This is a genomic window from Providencia sp. PROV261, assembly GCF_028477945.1.
GTDB lineage: Bacteria > Pseudomonadota > Gammaproteobacteria > Enterobacterales > Enterobacteriaceae > Providencia > Providencia stuartii.
This window is the reverse complement of sequence record NZ_JAMPMC010000006.1, coordinates 223,152-243,850: the sequence shown is the minus strand read 5'-3', so window position 1 is coordinate 243,850 and position 20,699 is coordinate 223,152. Positions and strand designations below refer to the sequence as shown.

Below are 20,699 nucleotides of genomic sequence, written 5' to 3'. Positions count from 1 at the left end.
CGTTTTCTGTTATGGAATGAGGCTACATCCAAAAATGGTTCGCTTTATTTAATCTAAATATTGATTTTCTTGATGTTCTATTGCTTTTTCGATTCGTATCAACGCTTGTCGGCAACGGTATAAACGGCCGGCTAATGCGGCGATATCTTTTTGGCATTGGTGGCGTTGTGCCTGATTGGTTAGACTGTTTAGCTGTAATTCGCGTTCACTCACCATTGCTAATAAACGGCGCTCATAGTCTTGATGTTGGGATAAACGCTCATATAGGTCGACTTGCTCTTTCTTTTCTTGATAATGACTCTCCTTTTTACGTAAGCCCTGTGTCGATAGTTCACGAGACAGCGCTTGAATTTGGTGAGCAATTTTTTCTGTCAGAAAGTTAACTTGTTCTTTATGGTTGAGTGACACACTGTGACAAAGTTGCTGATACAACTTATCTAACTCTTTCTGGCAATCTCCTAGATGCGTTGATTTTGTACTAAAAAGCTGAGTATCAAAGCGAGCGTGTGAAAATTCCTGATCTGCAATAGGCGCAATACGAGCTTGCAATGCGTCAATTTGCGTTTTTAGCGCATCTAAAAGAGGCTGTACTTTCATTTTTGTTCTCGCTAAAAGTGAAAAATCATGGAAAATTGATGTGTAACAATAAAACTTGCCGCAAATAAGCAGCCCCTTATTGCATTTTTATGGTACTTTAAATAGATTCTACCTTTTCGTGTTTACTATACTGATTGGCACTTATTATGACTGCTAAAGAGCAACAACTGCAATTAATTAAAGAAAGTATTGCAACCATCCCTAATTACCCAAAAGAAGGGGTGCTATTTCGCGATATTACCACACTATTAAATAACCCTGCTGCTTATCAGGCCACCATCGATTTGTTGGTTGACCATTACAAAGATAAAGGGGTAACTAAAATTGTAGGTACTGAAGCCCGCGGTTTTCTGTTTGGTGCACCAGTCGCATTACGTTTAGGGGTTGGTTTTGTTCCTGTACGTAAAAAAGGGAAATTGCCCCGTGAAGTATTAAGTATGACCTATGACTTGGAATATGGTACAGATACTCTTGAAATCCATCGAGACAGTATCCAGCCTGAAGATAACGTCTTAGTCATTGATGACCTGCTGGCAACAGGGGGAACGATTGAAGCGACAGTAAGAATGATCAAGCAACTCGGTGCTAAAATTGTTGATGCTGCCTTCATTATTAGCCTACCTGATTTAGGTGGCGAGGAGCGCCTTGCCGCAGAAGGGATCCACTCATTTAGCTTAGTCGAGTTCCCAGGTCACTAATTCTCGTTTCCTCACTATTTTCCTTACTATTTTTATCACGGTCTCGCCGTAAGGGCAGAGGCTGTGGTAGCATGGTGCTATATACCATGTTTAGAAACTGCATAATTCATGAGCTATCAGGTACTTGCCCGTAAGTGGCGCCCCCAAAAATTTTCAGATGTCGTAGGTCAACAACATGTATTGACCGCGCTTGCAAATGGTCTGGAACACCAGAGGCTTCACCACGCCTATCTTTTTTCAGGCACTCGTGGTGTCGGCAAGACGACAATTGCTCGTCTGTTTGCTAAAGGTCTTAACTGTGAAACGGGGATCACTGCGACACCTTGTGGTAAATGCACAAATTGCCAAGAGATAGAACAAGGGCGGTTTGTGGATTTGATTGAAATTGATGCGGCATCCAGAACAAAAGTGGAAGATACGCGAGAGCTACTGGATAACGTTCAGTATGCCCCTGCACGTGGACGCTTCAAAGTTTATCTGATTGACGAAGTTCATATGCTATCGCGCCATAGCTTCAATGCGTTGTTAAAAACCCTTGAAGAGCCGCCTGAACATGTCAAATTTCTTTTGGCGACGACAGATCCGCAAAAATTGCCAGTGACTATTTTGTCACGTTGCTTGCAATTCCACTTAAAAGCGTTGGATGTCAGCCAAATCAGCGAGCAACTTGAGCATATTCTCACTGCAGAAAATATTGAACACGATACTCGAGCGCGCCAACTGATCTCTCGCGCCGCTGATGGCAGTTTGCGAGATGCCCTCAGCCTAACGGACCAAGCGATTGCGATGGGGCAAGGAAAAGTGACGGCAGATATTGTCAGTCAAATGCTCGGCACGCTCGATGATGAGCAGCCACTCGCTATCATTGAAGCCTTGGTTCGAGCTGACGGTATTGCGGTCATGTCAGAGGTAGAGCATGCGGCGAGCCGAGGAGCGGATTGGGAGAATTTGCTGGTTGAAATCCTCTCCTTGTTGCATCGTATTGCCATGATCCAGCTGTTACCAGCCGTTAAAGAGACGGATCCATCATCAACAGAGGGGCGGCTCAGGCAAATTGCCCGAATGATCTCGCCTGCTGATTTGCAACTCTTTTATCAAACCTTGCTTGTTGGTCGTCGAGATCTTCCCTATGCCCCTGAGCGTCGCATGGGGGTTGAAATGGCGCTGTTACGTGCACTGGCATTCCATCCCAAAAGCATTATTGAGGAGCCAGTGACACCCACGGTAGTGGCTGCACCAGCACCGACAGCGATAGAGCCTGCTCGTTCTGTACCGCCTAAGCCAACAGCGGCAACAGCAAATGCTGCAATATCGGAAAATAGCCCGACATTGCAGCTACTAAAAGCAAAGGAAGCGTTACACTCCTCTCAAAATGAGGGACCTGACGCAAAAAAGAATAAACCGGCCGCGCCTGAAAAGGCTAAGCCGGCGATGTCAGCACTTGAGAGGCTGGCCGCCGTCACTAGCCAGCACCAACAAAATATGGCTAGCCGCGCATCTGACGTAAAAAAAGCGGCGAAACCAAAACCTTATCAGTGGCGTCCACAGTCTGAAGAGGCTAATACCAAAGAGGCGGTTACAACACCAACAGAAATAAAAGAAGCGTTGGAATATGAGAAAACCCCGGAATTAGCCGCGAAAATTACTGAAGAAGGTCGGGCGCGTGATAGCTGGTCTGCCGAGATCGCACAATTAAATATTCCTAAGCTGGTTGAACAATTAGCTTTGAATTCATATATAGAGAAAATAGACAGCTCGCACATTGTACTTCATTTACGCTCAGCACAGCGTCATTTGAATAAGCCTTCAGCGCATGAAGCGTTACAAAGTGCATTGAGCCAACATTATGGTCAACCTGTTGAACTGAAAATCGTTCAAGATGATAATACGGCAGTAAAAACGCCACTTGAATGGCGACAGGCGATTTATGAAGAGAAACTGGCGCAAGCCCGTCAGTCAATTATTGCGGATAAAACGATTCAAAAGCTACGCTCAATGTTTGATGCGCAGCTAGATGAAGAGAGTATTCGCCCCGTTTAACGCTACAGTCTCTGTTAGTAAGCTGTAGCCTCAGTAGTGAGAGATAACTATGTTTGGTAAAGGTGGTTTGGGCAATTTGATGAAACAAGCCCAACAAATGCAAGAAAAAATGCAGAAAGTTCAGGAAGAAATCGCCAATCTAGAAGCAACAGGCGAATCTGGTGCCGGCCTAGTCAAAGTTACCATCAATGGTTCACATAACTGCCGCCGTGTTGAAATCGATCCGAGTCTTCTTGAAGATGACAAAGAGATGCTAGAAGACTTAATTGCGGCAGCATTTAATGATGCGGCTCGCCGTATCGAAGAAACGCAAAAAGAAAAAATGGCAAGTGTTTCCAGTGGAATGCAATTGCCACCAGGCTTTAAGATGCCGTTCTAATGCAAACAAGTCCGCTTCTTGAGTCATTGATGGAAGCCTTGCGCTGTCTCCCTGGGGTAGGACCAAAGTCAGCGCAGCGTATGGCATTTCATCTGCTTCAGCGTGACCGTAGTGGCGGCATGCGCCTTGCGCAGTCGCTCACTCGAGCCATGTCTGAAATTGGTCATTGTCGCGATTGCCGCACCTTTACAGAACAAGAGGTGTGCAATATTTGTGAAAATCCACGTCGCCAACAAAACGGGTTGATCTGTGTGGTCGAAAGTCCAGCAGATATCTATGCTGTTGAGCAGACAGGGCAATTTTCTGGGCGCTACTTTGTACTGATGGGGCATTTATCACCCCTTGATGGTATTGGGCCGATGGATATTGGGCTTGATAGGCTAGAAGAAAGGTTGTCTTCTGAAACCATTATCGAAGTGATACTTGCGACAAACCCAACTGTAGAAGGTGAAGCGACGGCAAACTATATTGCACAAATGTGTGCCCAATATGGGGTGGCTGCAAGCCGCATTGCGCATGGCGTACCTGTCGGTGGTGAATTAGAAATGGTTGACGGCACAACGCTATCGCATTCACTTGCGGGTCGTCAGCGCCTCTAATTTTTACTCCAAGCTACAGCTTTACAGGCTTCCTAACTATCTGAGTCACATACTTAGGTATGCGACTTGGAGTGCGTACGCTTACGGCCCGCTGTAGCTCGCAACTTCCCGCGTTTCGCCATTCTTTTTTCGCTTTTCGTTAGCTGTTATCTTTATTGCCGTAATGCATTTTTTACCTTAATGAGTTGAATTCCTATTTTTTGCCCCCAATTAAACTCCATCGATAAGTCAAAATTATCCCATTAGATTGATGATATAAGAGGCATTAATGAGTATGAAAGGACAAGAAACTCGTGGGTTCCAATCCGAAGTTAAGCAACTTCTCCAGTTAATGATCCACTCTCTTTACTCAAACAAAGAAATCTTTTTGCGTGAACTTATTTCAAACGCATCTGATGCGGCAGATAAATTACGTTTTCGTGCACTTTCAAAGCCTGAGTTGTATGAAAATGATGGTGAGTTACGTGTTCGTATCAGCGCGAACAAAGAAGATGGCACCCTAACAATTAGCGATAACGGTATCGGTATGAGCCGTGATGAAGTGATTGAGAACTTAGGGACTATCGCTAAATCAGGAACAAAAGCCTTTTTAGAATCTCTGGGAAGCGACCAAGCGAAAGATAGCCAAATGATTGGTCAATTCGGTGTTGGTTTCTATTCTGCATTTATTGTGGCTGATAAAGTGACCGTCCGCAGCCGTGCGGCTGGTGCAGCAGCAGATCAAGGGGTATTTTGGGAATCAGCAGGTGAAGGCGAATACACTATCGCTGATATCGAAAAAGCCGATCGTGGTACGGAAATAACCCTTCATTTACGCGAAGATGAGAAAGAATTTTTAGATAGCTGGCGCTTGCGCTCGGTAATCAGCAAATACTCTGACCATATTGCATTGCCTGTTGAGATTGAAGTTAAGAACGAAGAAGATGGCACTATCACTTGGGAAAAAATTAACCAAGCAAAAGCACTGTGGACGCGTAATAAGTCTGAAATTTCCGATGAGGAATATACCGAGTTTTATAAGCATATCTCTCATGACTATGCAGACCCACTGACTTGGTCTCATAACCGTGTTGAAGGTAAACAAGAGTACACAAGTTTACTGTATATCCCTTCACAAGCCCCGTTTGATTTGTGGAATCGTGAGCAACGCCATGGTTTGAAATTGTATGTTCAGCGCGTCTTTATTATGGATGATGCAGAACAATTTATGCCAAACTATTTACGTTTTGTCCGCGGTGTATTGGATTCAAACGACCTACCACTCAACGTGTCGCGTGAAATTTTACAAGACAGCGCATTGACTCGTAGCCTACGTAGTGCACTCACTAAACGTGTTCTGCAAATGTTAGAAAAATTGGCGAAAAACGACGCAGAAAAATACCAATCTTTCTGGCAACAGTTCGGTTTAGTGATGAAAGAAGGGCCTGCTGAGGATATGAGTAACAGTGAAGCTATCGCTAAACTGTTACGTTTTGCATCAACCCATAACGATAGCAGCGTGCAAAATGTGTCTTTGGAAGAGTATGTTGCTCGCATGGTTGAAGGTCAGGAAAAAATTTATTACATCACTGCTGATAGCTATGCTGCCGCGAAGAGCAGCCCACATTTAGAGCTATTCCGTAAGAAAGGCATTGAAGTATTGCTACTTTCTGATCGTATCGACGAATGGATGATGAACTATCTGTCAGAGTTTGATGGCAAACAGTTCCAATCTGTTAGTAAGGCTGATGAGTCACTAGATAAGCTGGCGGATGAAAACAAAGCTGAGCAAGAAGAAGCTGATAAACAGTTAGAGCCATTTGTTGAGCGAGTAAAAACGTTGCTGGGTGATCGCGTCAAAGAGGTTAAGTTAACGCATCGTTTAACGGATACCCCAGCGATTGTCACGACCAATGCGGATGAAATGAGTACTCAAATGGCGAAACTCTTTGCTGCAGCGGGTCAAACAGCGCCAGAAGTTAAATACAACTTTGAACTGAACCCTTCACACCCATTGGTTAAAAAAGCATCTGAAATAACGGATGAAGCGCTGTTTGCAGATTGGGTTAATGTGTTACTTGATCAAGCGCTATTCGCTGAACGCGGTACCTTAGAAGATCCAAACTTATTTATCCGCAAAATCAATGAATTATTAATGAAATAATGAGATAATTGATTTTCGTTTTTGAGCAAAAACCACGTTTTAGCGGGCGCTTTAGCGTGGTTTTTTTCTTTTGCGAAAGAAGTTAAATGCGAAAACGTTTACGTGTCTTCTTGAGTAAAGCGGCATGCTAATGGTATGGTATCTTGTTTTCTTTTCAAATTATAAAAAACTAAATAGCAAGGGGTTTACGCAATGCGTATTATTTTGCTCGGTGCTCCAGGCGCCGGTAAGGGCACTCAAGCTCAATTTATTATGGAGAAATTTGGTATCCCACAAATTTCAACTGGCGATATGTTACGTGCAGCAGTTAAAGCAGGTAGTGAGCTAGGTTTAAAAGCAAAAGAGCTAATGGACAATGGTAAATTAGTGACTGATGAGTTAGTGATTGCATTGGTTAAAGAGCGTATCAAACAAGATGACTGCCGCAATGGTTTCTTGTTGGATGGGTTCCCACGTACCATTCCTCAAGCAGACGCGATGAAAGAAGCAGGCATTAATGTCGATTTCGTATTAGAATTCGATGTGCCTGATGAAATCATTGTTGAACGTATTATTGGTCGCCGTGTGCATGCGCCATCGGGTCGTGTTTATCATGTGACATTTAACCCACCTAAAGTTGAAAACAAAGATGATGTCACTGGTGAAGAGCTGACTATCCGTAAAGATGACCAAGAAGACACCGTGCGTAAGCGTCTGGTTGAATACCATGACTTAACAGCACCTTTGGTTGCTTACTATCAAAAAGAAGCTGATGCGGGTAACACCAAATACTTCAAAATCGATGGTACACGCAAGGTCACTGAAGTGAGTGAAGAATTAGCGAAGATCCTTGGCTAATATTCAACAATAGTTATCAACAAAGGCAGCGATTATCGCTGCCTTTGCTTTTCAAGCATTAGAAAACAATAAAAGACAATATTTTGTGATATAAAGTTGGGAATAATTATCATTAAGGAGTAATTACCATGTCAAAAAGTCAATACGGCATTTTATTGGTTAACTTAGGAACCCCTGATTCCCCAACAACCCCAGCAGTGAAACGTTACCTTGCAGAGTTTTTAAGCGATGTACGAGTGATTGATGTTTCACGTGCGATTTGGAAGCCTATTTTATACGGTATTGTCTTGCCATTTCGCTCACCAAAAGTGGCTAAACTCTATCAATCGATTTGGACAGAAGAGGGGTCACCCTTACTTGCTTACACGCTACGTCAGAAAGCAAAGCTATCAGCTTGTTTTCCTGATATCCCAATGGAAGTTGGGATGAGCTATGGTTCACCATCATTGAAAAGTGCAATTGATTCATTAATGAGCCAAGGTGTGACAGAGTTGATTGTGCTACCGTTATATCCACAATACTCTTGTTCAACCACCGCCGCAGTTTATGATGGGATCTCGGCAATTTTCCGCCAAATGCGCACGATACCGTCCTTACATTTTATTCGTAGCTATGCGACGCATCCTGCCTACATTCAAGGGTTGGTCAATTCCATAGAGCAAAGTTTTGAGCAGCACGGGGAGCCTGATCGATTAATACTGTCATTTCACGGTATTCCTAAACGCTATGCAGACACTGGGGATATTTACCCTCAAGAGTGTGAAGCAACGACACGTTTAGTCAAAGAAGCCTTGAATTTCCCAGCAGAGAGAGTATTGATGACCTATCAATCTCGGTTTGGGAGAGAGCCGTGGTTAACCCCTTATACTGATGAAACGATGAAGCAATTACCCTCACAAGGTGTAAAGTCAGTACAAGTTATTTGCCCCGGATTTTCAGCGGATTGCTTAGAGACACTAGAAGAAATTAGTGAGCAAAATCAACACTTTTTCAAAAGTCAGGGCGGAGAATCGTATCATTATATCCCTGCGTTGAATGATAATGATGATAGTATTAACTTATTTAAATTACTTATTACTAGTACAATAAATACAATCTAAAGTTGTAATTGATATTAAATATGGCGTTAATCGATATATCATAAGTATCAAAATTCACTATACTAGTTAATATAAAAAGTTAATTTATTGTTAATATTTGTATTTTATTGGAACTGATATGAGCACTGATAGAGAGTCACCGGATGGCAAAACCGCAAAAGGAAAGCAAGTCTCACCATTTAACTCACAGCAAAGCGATGAAATCGATTTGATGGCTTTATTCGCTGTTTTATTAAGGAATAAGCTTCTTATTATCGTTATTACTGTTGTTATCACGCTTATCAGTATATTTGTGGTATTTCAGTTGCCTCAAAAGTGGAGCAGTACGGCTGTTGTCATCCCACCTTCTTCTGAGGAAATTAAAGATATCAATACATTGAGCGCACAGTTGAGTGTGCTCGATGTTAAGATTGATTTATCGGCACAGCAGATCTTTAATGCCTTTATTGACCAGTATCGTTCGAAAGTTAACCAAGAAGCTTATGTTCGGAGTACCAATTACTTCAAAAAGTTGTCAGAGCAAGTGAATTCTACAGATAAAGAAAATGAGCAGCAGCGGCTAGTCAATACTATTATTTCGAATAATATCGGCCTTAAGGACCAGTCAAAAGAGAAAAACAGTACCTCTAGCGACATCATACTGACTTTTGTGGCGCCAACACCTTCTGAGGCCCAAGACTTACTGTCTGGTTATGTTCGCTATACGGCAACTAAGGTCAGAGAGCAGTTTAAGAAAGATATTCAAAATGCGATTGCACAGCAATTGGTCTATGCTAATGAAACTTTTAAGCAAGAAGTGACAAAGATCCGTTCTGAATATGATGTAAAAGTTGAAAGGTTAAAACGTGCTATTGATATTGCAAAAGCAGCGGGTGTGCGCAAGCCCATTGTTAGTGATTCGGCAATCATTAGTGATGACCCCGATTACCCTATTGCATTAGGTACGGAAGCTCTTGAGAAGAAGTTAGCGATTGAATTACAAAACCGTGATATCGCTCTGTTGAATGAAGACCTACAAATTCGCCAACATTACATTAAAAATCTATCAGAGCTTGATATTGATACCCTTGACTTTATCCCTGCTAAATTTATGTTAGCGCCGGATCTACCCACTCAAAAAGATTCACCTAAATCAGTATTGATTATCATGCTGAGCGCTATTTTAGGCTTTATTCTGAGTTGTGCTTATGTACTGTCGCGCGAGCTATATCGCGACTATCACAAGAATAATAGCTAACTAAAAGGTGTTATTGATGTAAGCCAGCGCCTTTGTCTAAGGTGCTGGTTTGCATTTATCGTGCTAGAATAGTGCCATGTATACTCTCTAATTTATCCATTATGAAATTCCCCGGTCAACGTAAATCAAAGCACTACTTTCCTGTTAGCCTCAGAGATCCGCTGTTACAGCCTATTAAAGAGCGTTTAGATGATGGCGAAAACTGCCAATCTTATATTGTTGGTATCGATCAAACACTGGTCGATATTGAAGCTAAAGTCGACGATGCATTCATTGAACGCTATCAACTCAGTAAAGGTCACTCTTTAGTGATTGAAGATGATGTTGCAGAGGCTTTATATAAAGAGCTAACCAGTAACGCATTAATCACACATGAGTATGCCGGGGGAACCATCGGGAATACGCTGCATAACTACTCCGTGCTGGCGGATGATCGCTCGGTGTTATTGGGAACGATGTGCAATAACATTCAAATTGGAAGCTACTCTTATCGCTATTTATGCCATACATCGAGCCGCATGGATCTCAACTATTTACAAGGGGTCGATGGGCCAATTGGTCGCTGCTTTACCCTTATTGCTGAAAACGGTGAGAGAACCTTCGCGATTAGCCCAGGGCATATGAATCGTCTACGCCCTGAAAGTATCCCAGAAGAGATTATTGCTGGCGCTTCGGCGTTAGTTTTGACCGCTTATTTGGTTCGTTGCAAGCCCGGTGAAACCATGCCAGAAGCCACGATGCAGGCGATTAGCTATGCTAAAAAGCATAATGTTCCCGTTGTACTAACACTCGGTACTAAGTTCGTGATAGCGCAAGACCCTCAGTTTTGGCGTGATTTTCTGGCTGAGCATGTCTCTGTTGTCGCGATGAATGAAGATGAGGCGCTAGAGCTAACAGGGTGTAATGACCCGTTGTTAGCTTCGGATATGGCTCTAAATTGGGTCGATCTTGTGCTGTGTACGGCGGGGCCATCAGGGCTATATATGGCAGGTTATACGGAAGAAGCATTTAAACGCACCACCCAACACCCATTATTACCGGGCGCTATTCCTGAATTTAACCTCTATGAATTTAGCCGCGCAATGCGCCAGCAAGATTGTGAAGTTCCTATGCGCATATACTCTCATATTGAGCCTTATATGGGGGGACCTGAAAAGATCATGAATACTAATGGTGCAGGAGATGGCGCGTTATCCGCATTGCTACACGATATCACCGCAAACTCCTATCATCGCTTCAATGTGCCTAATTCCAGTAAGCATACTCGCCAATATCTAACTTACTCTTCGCTTGCTCAAGTGTGCAAATATGCAAACCGCGTGAGCTATCAAGTCTTGACTCAACATTCGCCGCGTTTAACGCGTGGCCTACCTGAAAAAGAAGACAGCTTAGAAGAGTCCTATTGGGAGCGTTAATACGCAAGCCTTTGCATAATGCCTCATTGTTTGAGCAAAACAGTGGGGTATTTTTTTACCTCAATGCCAGAAAAAAATTCCCCCACATCGTGGGGGAAGAGGACACAAAAAATATCATCAATAATGGTTTAGGCGGGGATGAGTATAACGACTTATCTATGCTAAAAAGTGGAGAAAATGTGAATCTATTTATTATTAATTATTCTATTTTAGAATTTTTAATAGTGAAAAATCGCATATTAGGCGGGGGCGAACAGTTCACGCTCTCTCAGTAAACCAGTCATGATTGAAAAGAGTAAGCTGCATCCCTGATACAGGGATTAACACAATAGAATTACCAGATAAACAAAGGGAAGCCGAAGCTTCCCTTAAACGTGTTTTAATGAGAGGGTTTTAGATATTCATCTAGACTTTTACCTTCACCGGCTGTGGGAGAAGGGTCATCATCCATTGAGCAACCATATTCAGTGACATCATTACACATAAAAGTTGCCATCGCTTTAGCAATTTCATGTTCACCAATAATAATATGCTCAGCACCACGCTCTTTAATAAAGCTGACTTCATCATCGTAGTGCGCGCGAACAATTACTGTGATATCTGGGTTTAGCTCTTTAGCATGCGCGACGATTTCACCTGCTTCATAACCATTTGGAATGGTAAGAAGCAGCGTTTTTGCACACTCAATACGAGCAAGGCTGATGATATCTCTATTAGCACCGTTACCTAAAATAGCACTGAACCCGTTTTCTGCTAGCTCCTCAAATTTAGCGCGAGTATCTTCAACCACGACTAATGGGATATCACGTCTACGCAGTTTATCTGCCAGCATAGTTCCTACACGACCGTAACCAACGATAATTGCATGGCCACAAATATCGACAGGAATTTGAGTTTCTTCTTCCAAAGTCTCTTCGAGTAACTGCTCTTCGGCGGTTTCGGTCTTCTCTAAGTACTTATCCAATAAGCTGAACAGCACTGGGTTAAGCATAATAGAGACAATGGCACCGGCTAACACAAGGTTTTGCGCCTCTTTATCCATCACGCCAAGCGCCATTCCCATCCCCGCTAAAATAAAGGCAAACTCACCGATTTGGGCAAGGCTGACAGAGATGGTTAATGCGGTTCGCCGCGAGTGACCAAATAAACGCACAAGCACCAACGCTGCGGCGGATTTACCCACAATGATAATAGCGAGAACAGCAATCACACCTAATGGGTGATCAATAATGACCACAGGGTCAAATAGCATACCAACAGACACAAAGAATAGAACAGCAAACGCATCTCTGAGCGGTAATGTGTCTTGTGCTGCACGGTGGCTTAGTTCTGACTCATTTAATACCATACCAGCAAAGAACGCGCCAAGAGCGAAGGAGGCATCAAATAAGGCGACAGCCGCATAGGCGATACCTAATGCAAGTGCCAATACAGCCAATGTAAACAGTTCACGAGAGCCGGTGGATGCGGTGCGCGATAAAATCCAAGGTATGACTCTGCGGCCAATCACTATCATGAGGATAATGAAGGCGACAACTTTACCTATTGTCCATGCAAGACCGATGAGTAACTCACTTAAGCTGGCTTGCTCTGAATTCATAATCGCGGCGGCGGCTGGCAGTAGTACCAGTGTTAATACCATTGCCAGATCTTCAACAATCAACCAGCCGATAGCAATTTTACCGCGTTGGCTGTCAATCAGTTGCCGCTCTTCTAAGGCGCGAAGTAACACTACGGTACTGGCTGTGGATAAACAGAGGCCGAAAACAATCCCTGAAAAGGTTCCCCAACCAAAAAGGGTGGAAAGGCCTAAACCTAACAGTGTAGCAACCGCAATTTGTGCAATAGCACCGGGAATGGCGATGGTTTTAACCGCCATAAGATCTTTAAGCGAAAAGTGTAACCCAACGCCAAACATCAGTAGGATAACACCTATCTCAGCGAGTTCAGGTGCAAGTGTTGTATCGGCAACAAAACCAGGTGTAAAAGGACCGGCCAAGACTCCAGCCGCAAGATACCCCACTAGAGGGGAAATTTTTAATCGCTGAGCGATCATACCTAACAAATATGCAAGGGCGAGACCACCAACAATGGTTGTGATTAAGGGCGTAGAATGCTCCATTTAGTCTCCTTTTATTAATTTGAATTTTTAGGAATAAAATTCCCGTATTTTGGAATGCGCTTTGCATATAATTCTATTTTATCGTTATTTGAGAAAAATTTCCTTAAAAAATTTCAATGTTTTTCAAATAAAAGTACTGTATTAGTGCTAAATCGTTACAAAGATGTCATTTTTATGATTTTTTATTGAATTTTAAGTGGGATATAGAAGGAAATGCCCATACTTATTTTTCAATAAGTATGGGTGAAATAAAGAGAAATGGTTATTTTTGTTCTAAATTTGGTAGTAGTACAGTGAAAATTCCTAATAATGGTAGAAAAGCACAATATTGATAAACTTGTTCAATACTGGTCTTATCGGCAATCTGCCCTAGCACTGCCGCTCCAACGCCTCCCATACCAAATGCTAATCCAAAAAATAGCCCTGAAATCATGCCTGTTTTACCGGGGATGAGATCTTGTGCGTAGACTAAAATGGCTGAAAATGCAGAAGCTAATATTAATCCGATAATAACGGTCAAAATACTGGTCCAGTACAGGGAAGCATGCGGTAGCATTAGCGTGAAAGGCGCAACGCCTAAAATAGAAAACCAAATAACATATTTGCGCCCGATCTTATCGCCAACAGGCCCACCAATCATGGTTCCTGCTGCGACGGCAAAGAGAAAAATAAACAGATGGAACTGGGCGTTTTGTACACTAACACCAAATTTATCAATGAGATAAAAGGTATAATAGCTACTAATGCTGGCTAGATAAAAGTACTTGGAAAAAATTAAAATCAGCAATATCGTCAATGAGCCAATCACCGCTTTACGTGGTAGTACTTTGACTTCCACGTGACGAACTGGTTTTTTGCTGGTGGTGCGATGCTGTTGCTTATACCAACGGCTCACTTGCAATAAAACCACAATAGCTAATAAGGCCGCTAGAGAGAACCAGCCAACGTTCCCTTTACCATATGGCTCAATGATGAGTGCCGCAAGTAGCGGGCCTAATGAGGAACCTAAATTTCCACCGACTTGGAAGAACGATTGTGCAAGGCCATGTCGCCCCCCTGACGCCATACGCGCAACGCGAGATGATTCAGGATGGAATACGGAAGAGCCTGTTCCTACCAGCGCAGCAGCAAGCAAAATAACCGGGAAGGTTTCCGCCATAGCGAGTAGCAACAAACCTGTTAGCGTAAAGCCCATTCCTATTGGGAGTGAATAAGGTTGTGGATGTTTGTCAGTATAATAGCCAATGATCGGTTGTAGTAGTGATGCCGTAATTTGGTAAGTCAACGTGATCAAACCAACCTGTGCAAAACTTAATGAAAAGTCGGATTGCAATAACGGATAAATAGCTAATATCAAAGACTGGATCATATCATTCAGTAAATGAGAGAAGCTAATTGCGGTTAGAATACTGAAAACGGTTTTGCCTGTTTTGCTGATAGGCTTTGATGGTGCGGTATTGCTAGAACTTGTTGTTTGGTCGCTCATAGTTAGTAACTTCTAGTTGTGTTGCACAATTGTTATCAATATAGCGTATTTGTAATTTATTTGAACTAATAAATATCACGATAAAAAAAGTCACTCGTGTCATTATTTTGATTGATGTCTCACTTTAATGAAACAAGCATCATTTTATGCACTGGTTATCTAATTATGATCGCGGTTTTGTGCTATATACTCATCATACTTCAACGTGTGGTGCTACTGACGGCGCTCATTCGTATGAGACACAGCCTGCCTTATATTTCTATGGTAATACGTCCGTGACGTATCTTAAATGATATAGAGTATAAGATAGGCGGTGATATTAAACTTATTATCTACTTATACCGCACAAAATTCCTATATCGGCAGGGAGAAAGAGATGAAATTAACCTTTAAAGCATCGGTATGCGCATTAACGGTATCTTTAGCACTGTTGCCTATCGCACAGGCAAATGCTTGGGAAAAAGATAAAACCTATAACATCACCATTTTGCATACTAATGACCATCATGGTCACTTCTGGCATAACGATCACGGTGAGTATGGCTTAGCGGCTCAAAAAACGGTGGTTGATGAAATCCGTGATGAAGTTGCGAAACAAGGTGGAAGCCTATTGCTGCTTTCTGGTGGTGATATCAATACAGGTGTACCTGAATCTGACTTGCAAGATGCAGAGCCTGATTTTAAAGGGATGAACTTAGTCGGTTATGATGCGATGGCATTAGGTAACCATGAGTTTGATAATCCGCTTGAAGTGTTACGTACCCAAGAAAAATGGGCTAATTTCCCATTCTTATCTGCCAACATTTACCAAACTAGCACCGGTAAACGCTTGTTCAAGCCTTATCAAATTTTTGATAAGCAAGGCGTCAAAATCGCCGTATTAGGATTGACCACGGACGATACAGCGAAACTCGGCAATCCAGCTAATTTCCCAGACGTGGAATTTAGAACGCCATCGGTAGAAGCGAAAAAAGTGATTGAAGAGCTGCGTGAGACTGAAAAGCCAGACATTATTATTGCAGCCACCCATATGGGGCACTACGATGACGGTCAACATGGTTCGAATGCACCGGGTGATGTTGAAATGGCTCGTAGTTTACCTGCTGGATATTTAGATATGATAGTAGGTGGTCACTCACAAGATCCCGTTTGTATGTCTGCGGAGAATAAAAACTATAAACAAGTCGACTATGTGCCGGGAACACCTTGTGCACCTGATAATCAAAATGGCACTTGGATCGTTCAAGCCCATGAATGGGGGAAATATGTCGGTCGCGCAGATTTCGAATTTAAAAATGGTAAGTTCACACTGAAACATTACCAATTGATCCCTATCAACTTGAAAAAGAAAGTGACTAAAGAAGATGGCACCACTGAGCGTGTCTATTACACTCAAGAAATTGCGCACAACCCAGAAATGATGAAGTTACTGACACCTTATCAAGAGAAAGGGGGTGAGCAGCTGAATGTTAAAGTTGGCTCTGTTGAAGGCAAACTCGAAGGCGACCGTAGTAAAGTTCGTTTTGTGCAAACTAACATGGGGCGTCTCTTGTTAGCGGCACAAAAAGAGCGTGCAGGTGCTGATTTTGCAATTATGAGTGGCGGCGGTGTCCGTGATTCGATTGAGAGCGGTGATATTACATATAAAGATGTTTTAAAGGTACAGCCATTTACGAATGAATTAGTGTATGTTGACTTCAAAGGCAGCGAAGTGCTTCCATATTTGCAGGCTGCTGCGAACATGAAACCTGATTCAGGCGCTTACGCACAGTTTTATAATGTCAGCCTGACTGTTAATCCGGATGGTAGCATCAGTGACGTGAAAATTGATGGTAAGCCAGTTGATCCTGAAAAAACTTACCGTATGGCAACACTGAATTTTAATGCTATAGGTGGTGATGGCTATCCGAAAATCGATAATCATCCTAACTACGTCAATACAGGGTTTGTCGATGCGGAAGTGTTGAAAGGCTATATTGAAAAACATTCACCACTAAAAGCGGCAGACTATGAACCAAAAGGCGAAATTGTTTATAAAAAATAATGCCTAAGTCGCCTATTAATAACATTTCAATAGGCGAGTGAACTGCTTACAAGGCCTGATCCCAGATAGTAACTGGGGTCAGGCCTTTTCGTTTGCTTTCATACTTTCATCTGCTTGCAATAGGCGAGTTATTGCCGTGTGCAAATGGGGGATAAAATCTTTTTTAGAGTAAGTCGCGAACTGGATTTGCGCCATAAAAAAGGGTAATTGATGCGCTAAGGCAGGATATTTATTGTGTAGCCGAGTGATATGTTCATCTAATGTATCTGGCCAGTCTGTGTCGTTAGGCGTCCGTAAAATATTTGTAGAGCGGATAAGTTTCTTAGAAGCTTCTTTGGATAATTTTAAGAACGTTGCCTGATCATCCGTACTTGCCATTTTCTGAATGTAATCTAAGAGAGTGGTGTGATAATCACCATTGACGGCTAAGGCGATGGCCCTTGATGGGCGGAATAGGGGAAAATATCGGGAAAGGTCGTCACCATAAATGATACGGCAATGGTGCTTTAGCCAGTATCCCCAACTGTTGGTGTTATTCGGTGACAGGACCTCCTGTTGACTGGCTATATCGAAATCCACCTTTGGAACAATAGGGTAAAGTCGAAGGCTATTTTCGCCTATCTTGCTGAGCGCTAAAGCCTCTGTGTTATCAATATTGCCGTGAAAAATAACACAGAGATCCAGATCGGATTTAGGAGGAGTAGCTTTGCCACGTGCAACGCTACCATAAATAAAAATACTGCAAATTCTATCGCCATACTGAGCGAGTAGTTGTGATTGAACAGATGTGAGTAGTTCTTGATATCTCGCGGGTATAGGTTGCTTTTTTAATGTGCAGATATAGCCATTTTCATCAACTGCCATTTTTGAGTACCTTTTTCATGATGAAGATTGCAGTAACAAGGAGCGTTTTATTCCCCCTTTATCTCGAGAAATCTATTTTGTGATCTGACCAAAAATAACGTAAATCCAGCAAGTTAACAAATGCCGTTGGTTAAGCTTACTAATTTTGCACCTTGAAAGAGGTCATCTACGGTATGTCTTTATGATCGATCACGGAAGCAGGCTCCGGTGGTGCACCAAGGATAACATTAGGCCAGCGCAATACAGCGGCTGACGCTTCTGTTTGTCCTCCGTAGGCGTATAACAGCATAATGCCGCCGGGCTTAATCGATTTTTGTATCGCTGCGGTATACAGATGGATCGGCATCATGGCGGGGCCATTGTAAGCAAATTGAGGAAATGTATTGATGACCCGTTTGGGTTCGATCCCCAATACATTAGCGGAAAACTCGGCATGCCAAGCTGTCGGGGCATTGAGTGCGACACAATCGATATCGTTAATAGAGAGTTTTGCTTTGGCTAATGCGCCTTTTACGGTCTGTTTAAGGTAATATTCCGCTGTTGAACGTAGCACGTGGGTTACTGGCTTATTGAAACTGAGGCGGATATGTTGCGCTGTTGGCGAATATTGGTCTTCGACGACCTTAAAGCACCAAGTGCCACATGTTTCACCAAGGTGTAACGATTTAGAGCCCAGCAGGCCATATCCTTCTTTAACAGGGCCTACGATGAAGGCGGTGGATGCGTCACCATGAAAACGCATGGCGGCATTGTCGTCGTCAAGTGCCCGAGAGAATAGTGCTGTGGCAATGACTAATACCTTGTTATTTAAGCCGCTGCTTACCAAGCCACAAGCTGTTAGTAATGCTGACATCGAGCTATTACAGGTTGCCCCAATATTAAAGGCGCCACCACCGATACCGAGTGCCTGTGCGATATAGCCTGCATCACCACAACCAATATGGTCATCAAACATGGAAGTGACAATGAGGCAATCTATATCACTAGCGGCGACTTTTGCGGCTGATAACACCTTGATTGCTGCTTTGATCCCGAGTGAGGAAGCGCTTTCATGATTGACCACGACTCTGCGCTCGACACTGCCTAAAAAGGGATCGGATAGATAAGGTTGCATGGCTTTATCATAAAGAGACTGGTGTTGGTGAGTTGAAAATTTAGGTGAATGAGAAGAGGTGATGGCCTCTTTATCCCACCATGCATTAGTGCGTAAACCTTCTGGTAAATGAATGGCAACAGCTTGAATTCCAACTGATAACATAGGTTCTCCTTACATGGTTTCTATGATGATGCCAAATGCATTGAGCGTTCATAACATTCATCGCAAATAAAACAGAAACGGTTTTTAACCTTTAGGAGTCTGTTTGAGTTGTTATTATAAAGACGGATATAAATTATTATTTTATTTGTACGGTAAATAATAATTTTTGGATTTTTAAATGTAATATAAAAATAAATATTAATTTATAATTTTCATAATTCAAGCTGGTAGCATATAAAAATATGCTTATATATCAATCGATTTAATAAAGGTGCTCATTTATTTTAGATGATGACTATTTTATAAAGTTATGATAAATCGACTGGCTTATGACTTATAAATAATAAAGCATAAACCAGTATGATGAATTGATAGTGTAAGGGAAATGAGAGTATTATCGATAACAACGCTCAGGGGATTTACACTTTCTTTATTTCAGCAAATGTTGCATTGAGAACGCGAGCTAAATCCTGTGGCGCTATTTCAATGTCTAACCCTCTTTTACCGCCAGAAATAAAGATGGTGGAAAATTGTTGCGCTTGGCTATCGATAACGGTAGGCAGACGTTTTTTCTGCCCTAGTGGGCTTATCCCTCCAACTAAATAACCTGTTGTTTTTTGTGCTATCTGTGGGTCGGCCATTTCAACTTTTTTGGTTTTGAAAACCTTAGCAACCAGTTTTAAATCTAACTGCCCTGATACAGGGGTTACTGCGACCGCTAACGTTTTTTGATCACCATTAAGTGCAATAAGTAGCGTTTTGAAAACTTGTTTAGCATCTAAACCGAGTTTGCTCACTGCTTCATTACCAAAATCATGCACATTAGGATCATGATCATAAGGGTGGAGCGTGAAGTTTATTTTTTGTTTTTCAAGTAACTTTACAGCGGGAGTCATGTTTTTACCTGTTTTGTATTCAATTTCGTAGATAACTAACTAAACTATCATCACCAAATAAATGTAAAGCACCAACGGTAACCACATAATTACCATCAGGTAATGCCTTTAGCTTGCTACTCCAATCTTGGTTACGTTGTTCCATGAGAACACGATAAACATCATCACTGAATGTTTTAGGTAATGTGACACGGTTATGGGGGTGGTAATCAAGCCACCAGCTTATCATGGTCTGTAATGAACGGGCATTAGCGCGCCAGTGCTCTAACGTATCTTGTAATAAAGGTAAGCCTTCTTGGGGCAAGTTTAATAATAGCTCGACTTGCGCATCAGTACCTTCCAACTCGATGATTTTCATCCGCTGAGATTGTGCATTACGGAGTAATTGGTAATCAATCCCATAGTGCCCGTGTAGTCCTAACCCTTGAGCTTGGGTGGATTGTAAAATTAGGGCGACTTGCCATGAGGGTAACGCATCAAATTGGCTTGGATTTTGATGTATTTCTTGGCAGCAACTTTGCAGTCGCTGATATTCGTCAGCGCTTAGGCGATCTTGTAGGGGGGCACGAAGAGCATTATCGGTTATAAAGGGGGTGCGGGTATCCGTGATGTCGGCTTCAACAATCAGGGCATCGGCTCGGTTGAGTTTATCGAGAAGAATGTCAGAAAGTGGAAACATGTTTTCAGTTCCCATATGAATACTACCAACAATATGCAGCTTAAGATTTTTTGATAATCGAACATCAATAGCTGGATAAGGGTAGACGGGAGCTGCTTCTGTATGTAACCAGTTTTTTAAGTTTTCGAGCAGCTTGGCCATTTCACTTTCCTACGTTTTAGTATCAGTCCTTTAGATTAAACAATCTTGTAGCGATTTGCGACTCACTTTGCGCTATTTTATCTGTAAAATTGGATTGGGGTTAGGCATGATATCACGAGCAATTTACCTAAGCGTGAAAAGCCCGACATTCAGTTAAACTCAAT

The 20,699-nt window shown here is 42.4% G+C and carries 17 protein-coding genes; 10 read left to right on the top strand and 7 right to left on the bottom strand.

The genetic code is table 11. The features are described from left to right. Positions 1-48: 48 nt before the first annotated feature. Positions 49-597 carry a primosomal replication protein PriC gene (priC, locus tag PR675_RS05295; protein WP_053110366.1) on the bottom strand — a complete coding sequence of 183 codons (549 nt, stop codon included), beginning with the start codon at positions 595-597 and terminating at the stop codon, positions 49-51. A 146-nt stretch (positions 598-743) separates the two neighbouring features. On the opposite strand from priC, the gene apt reads away from it, so the two are divergent. The 9 genes from apt (at position 744) to PR675_RS05250 (ending at position 11,045) form a co-directional block, all read left to right on the top strand. Beyond that, on the top strand, positions 744-1,295 hold the full coding sequence (gene apt / locus PR675_RS05290; protein ID WP_004922439.1) for an adenine phosphoribosyltransferase: 552 nt from the start codon (positions 744-746) through the stop codon (positions 1,293-1,295). A gap of 108 nt (positions 1,296-1,403) precedes the next feature. Then, the gene (gene dnaX / locus PR675_RS05285; RefSeq protein ID WP_014656556.1) at positions 1,404-3,335 is read left to right on the top strand and encodes a DNA polymerase III subunit gamma/tau; all 1,932 of its coding nucleotides are present in this window, start codon (positions 1,404-1,406) and stop codon (positions 3,333-3,335) included. Positions 3,336-3,384: 49 nt separating this feature from the next. Beyond that, the gene (locus tag PR675_RS05280; RefSeq protein WP_004922433.1) at positions 3,385-3,714 is read left to right on the top strand and encodes a YbaB/EbfC family nucleoid-associated protein; all 330 of its coding nucleotides are present in this window, start codon (positions 3,385-3,387) and stop codon (positions 3,712-3,714) included. Continuing rightward, the gene (recR, locus tag PR675_RS05275) at positions 3,714-4,313 is read left to right on the top strand and encodes a recombination mediator RecR (protein ID WP_004922431.1); all 600 of its coding nucleotides are present in this window, start codon (positions 3,714-3,716) and stop codon (positions 4,311-4,313) included. The genes PR675_RS05280 and recR overlap by 1 nt, the downstream gene beginning before the upstream one ends. Before the next feature lie 268 nt (positions 4,314-4,581). After that, on the top strand, positions 4,582-6,456 hold the full coding sequence (gene htpG, locus PR675_RS05270) for a molecular chaperone HtpG (RefSeq protein WP_004922423.1): 1,875 nt from the start codon (positions 4,582-4,584) through the stop codon (positions 6,454-6,456). 192 nt (positions 6,457-6,648) lie between these two features. Further along, entirely contained in the window at positions 6,649-7,293 is a 645-nt protein-coding gene (gene adk, locus PR675_RS05265) for an adenylate kinase (RefSeq protein WP_014656554.1), read from the top strand. 128 nt (positions 7,294-7,421) lie between these two features. Beyond that, complete coding sequence (gene hemH / locus PR675_RS05260) at positions 7,422-8,393, top strand: ferrochelatase (protein WP_004922414.1); 972 nt, start codon at positions 7,422-7,424, stop codon at positions 8,391-8,393. Positions 8,394-8,511: 118 nt separating this feature from the next. Beyond that, on the top strand, positions 8,512-9,630 hold the full coding sequence (gene wzz(fepE), locus PR675_RS05255; protein ID WP_004922411.1) for an LPS O-antigen length regulator Wzz(fepE): 1,119 nt from the start codon (positions 8,512-8,514) through the stop codon (positions 9,628-9,630). Between the two features lie 101 nt (positions 9,631-9,731). Further along, positions 9,732-11,045 (top strand): inosine/guanosine kinase, encoded by a 1,314-nt coding sequence (locus tag PR675_RS05250; RefSeq protein ID WP_004922409.1) that lies wholly within the window; start codon positions 9,732-9,734, stop codon positions 11,043-11,045. A 379-nt stretch (positions 11,046-11,424) separates the two neighbouring features. Here the strand turns inward: PR675_RS05250 and ybaL are convergent, their stop codons facing one another. Together ybaL and PR675_RS05240 are read right to left on the bottom strand one after the other, a co-directional pair. Further along, complete coding sequence (gene ybaL, locus PR675_RS05245; protein ID WP_004922404.1) at positions 11,425-13,167, bottom strand: YbaL family putative K(+) efflux transporter; 1,743 nt, start codon at positions 13,165-13,167, stop codon at positions 11,425-11,427. Positions 13,168-13,429: 262 nt separating this feature from the next. Continuing rightward, positions 13,430-14,653: an MFS transporter gene (locus PR675_RS05240; RefSeq protein WP_004922399.1), complete on the bottom strand. Its 1,224-nt coding sequence runs from the start codon at positions 14,651-14,653 to the stop codon at positions 13,430-13,432. Positions 14,654-15,029: 376 nt separating this feature from the next. On the opposite strand from PR675_RS05240, the gene ushA reads away from it, so the two are divergent. Continuing rightward, positions 15,030-16,697 carry a bifunctional UDP-sugar hydrolase/5'-nucleotidase UshA gene (ushA, locus tag PR675_RS05235; RefSeq protein WP_004922398.1) on the top strand — a complete coding sequence of 556 codons (1,668 nt, stop codon included), beginning with the start codon at positions 15,030-15,032 and terminating at the stop codon, positions 16,695-16,697. Positions 16,698-16,775: 78 nt separating this feature from the next. Here ushA and PR675_RS05230 read toward each other — a convergent pair whose 3' ends face one another. From PR675_RS05230 to PR675_RS05215, 4 genes are all read right to left on the bottom strand, one after another. Next, positions 16,776-17,561 carry a nucleotidyltransferase domain-containing protein gene (locus tag PR675_RS05230; protein WP_014656548.1) on the bottom strand — a complete coding sequence of 262 codons (786 nt, stop codon included), beginning with the start codon at positions 17,559-17,561 and terminating at the stop codon, positions 16,776-16,778. Positions 17,562-17,727: 166 nt separating this feature from the next. Beyond that, a complete protein-coding gene (locus tag PR675_RS05225; RefSeq protein WP_040132306.1) occupies positions 17,728-18,819 on the bottom strand; it encodes a 3-oxoacyl-ACP synthase III family protein in 1,092 nt (363 codons plus the stop codon). A gap of 419 nt (positions 18,820-19,238) precedes the next feature. Next, entirely contained in the window at positions 19,239-19,715 is a 477-nt protein-coding gene (ybaK, locus tag PR675_RS05220) for a Cys-tRNA(Pro)/Cys-tRNA(Cys) deacylase YbaK (protein ID WP_004922388.1), read from the bottom strand. A 19-nt stretch (positions 19,716-19,734) separates the two neighbouring features. Next, entirely contained in the window at positions 19,735-20,535 is an 801-nt protein-coding gene (locus PR675_RS05215) for a TraB/GumN family protein (protein WP_040132304.1), read from the bottom strand. Between the last annotated feature and the right edge of the window lie 164 nt (positions 20,536-20,699).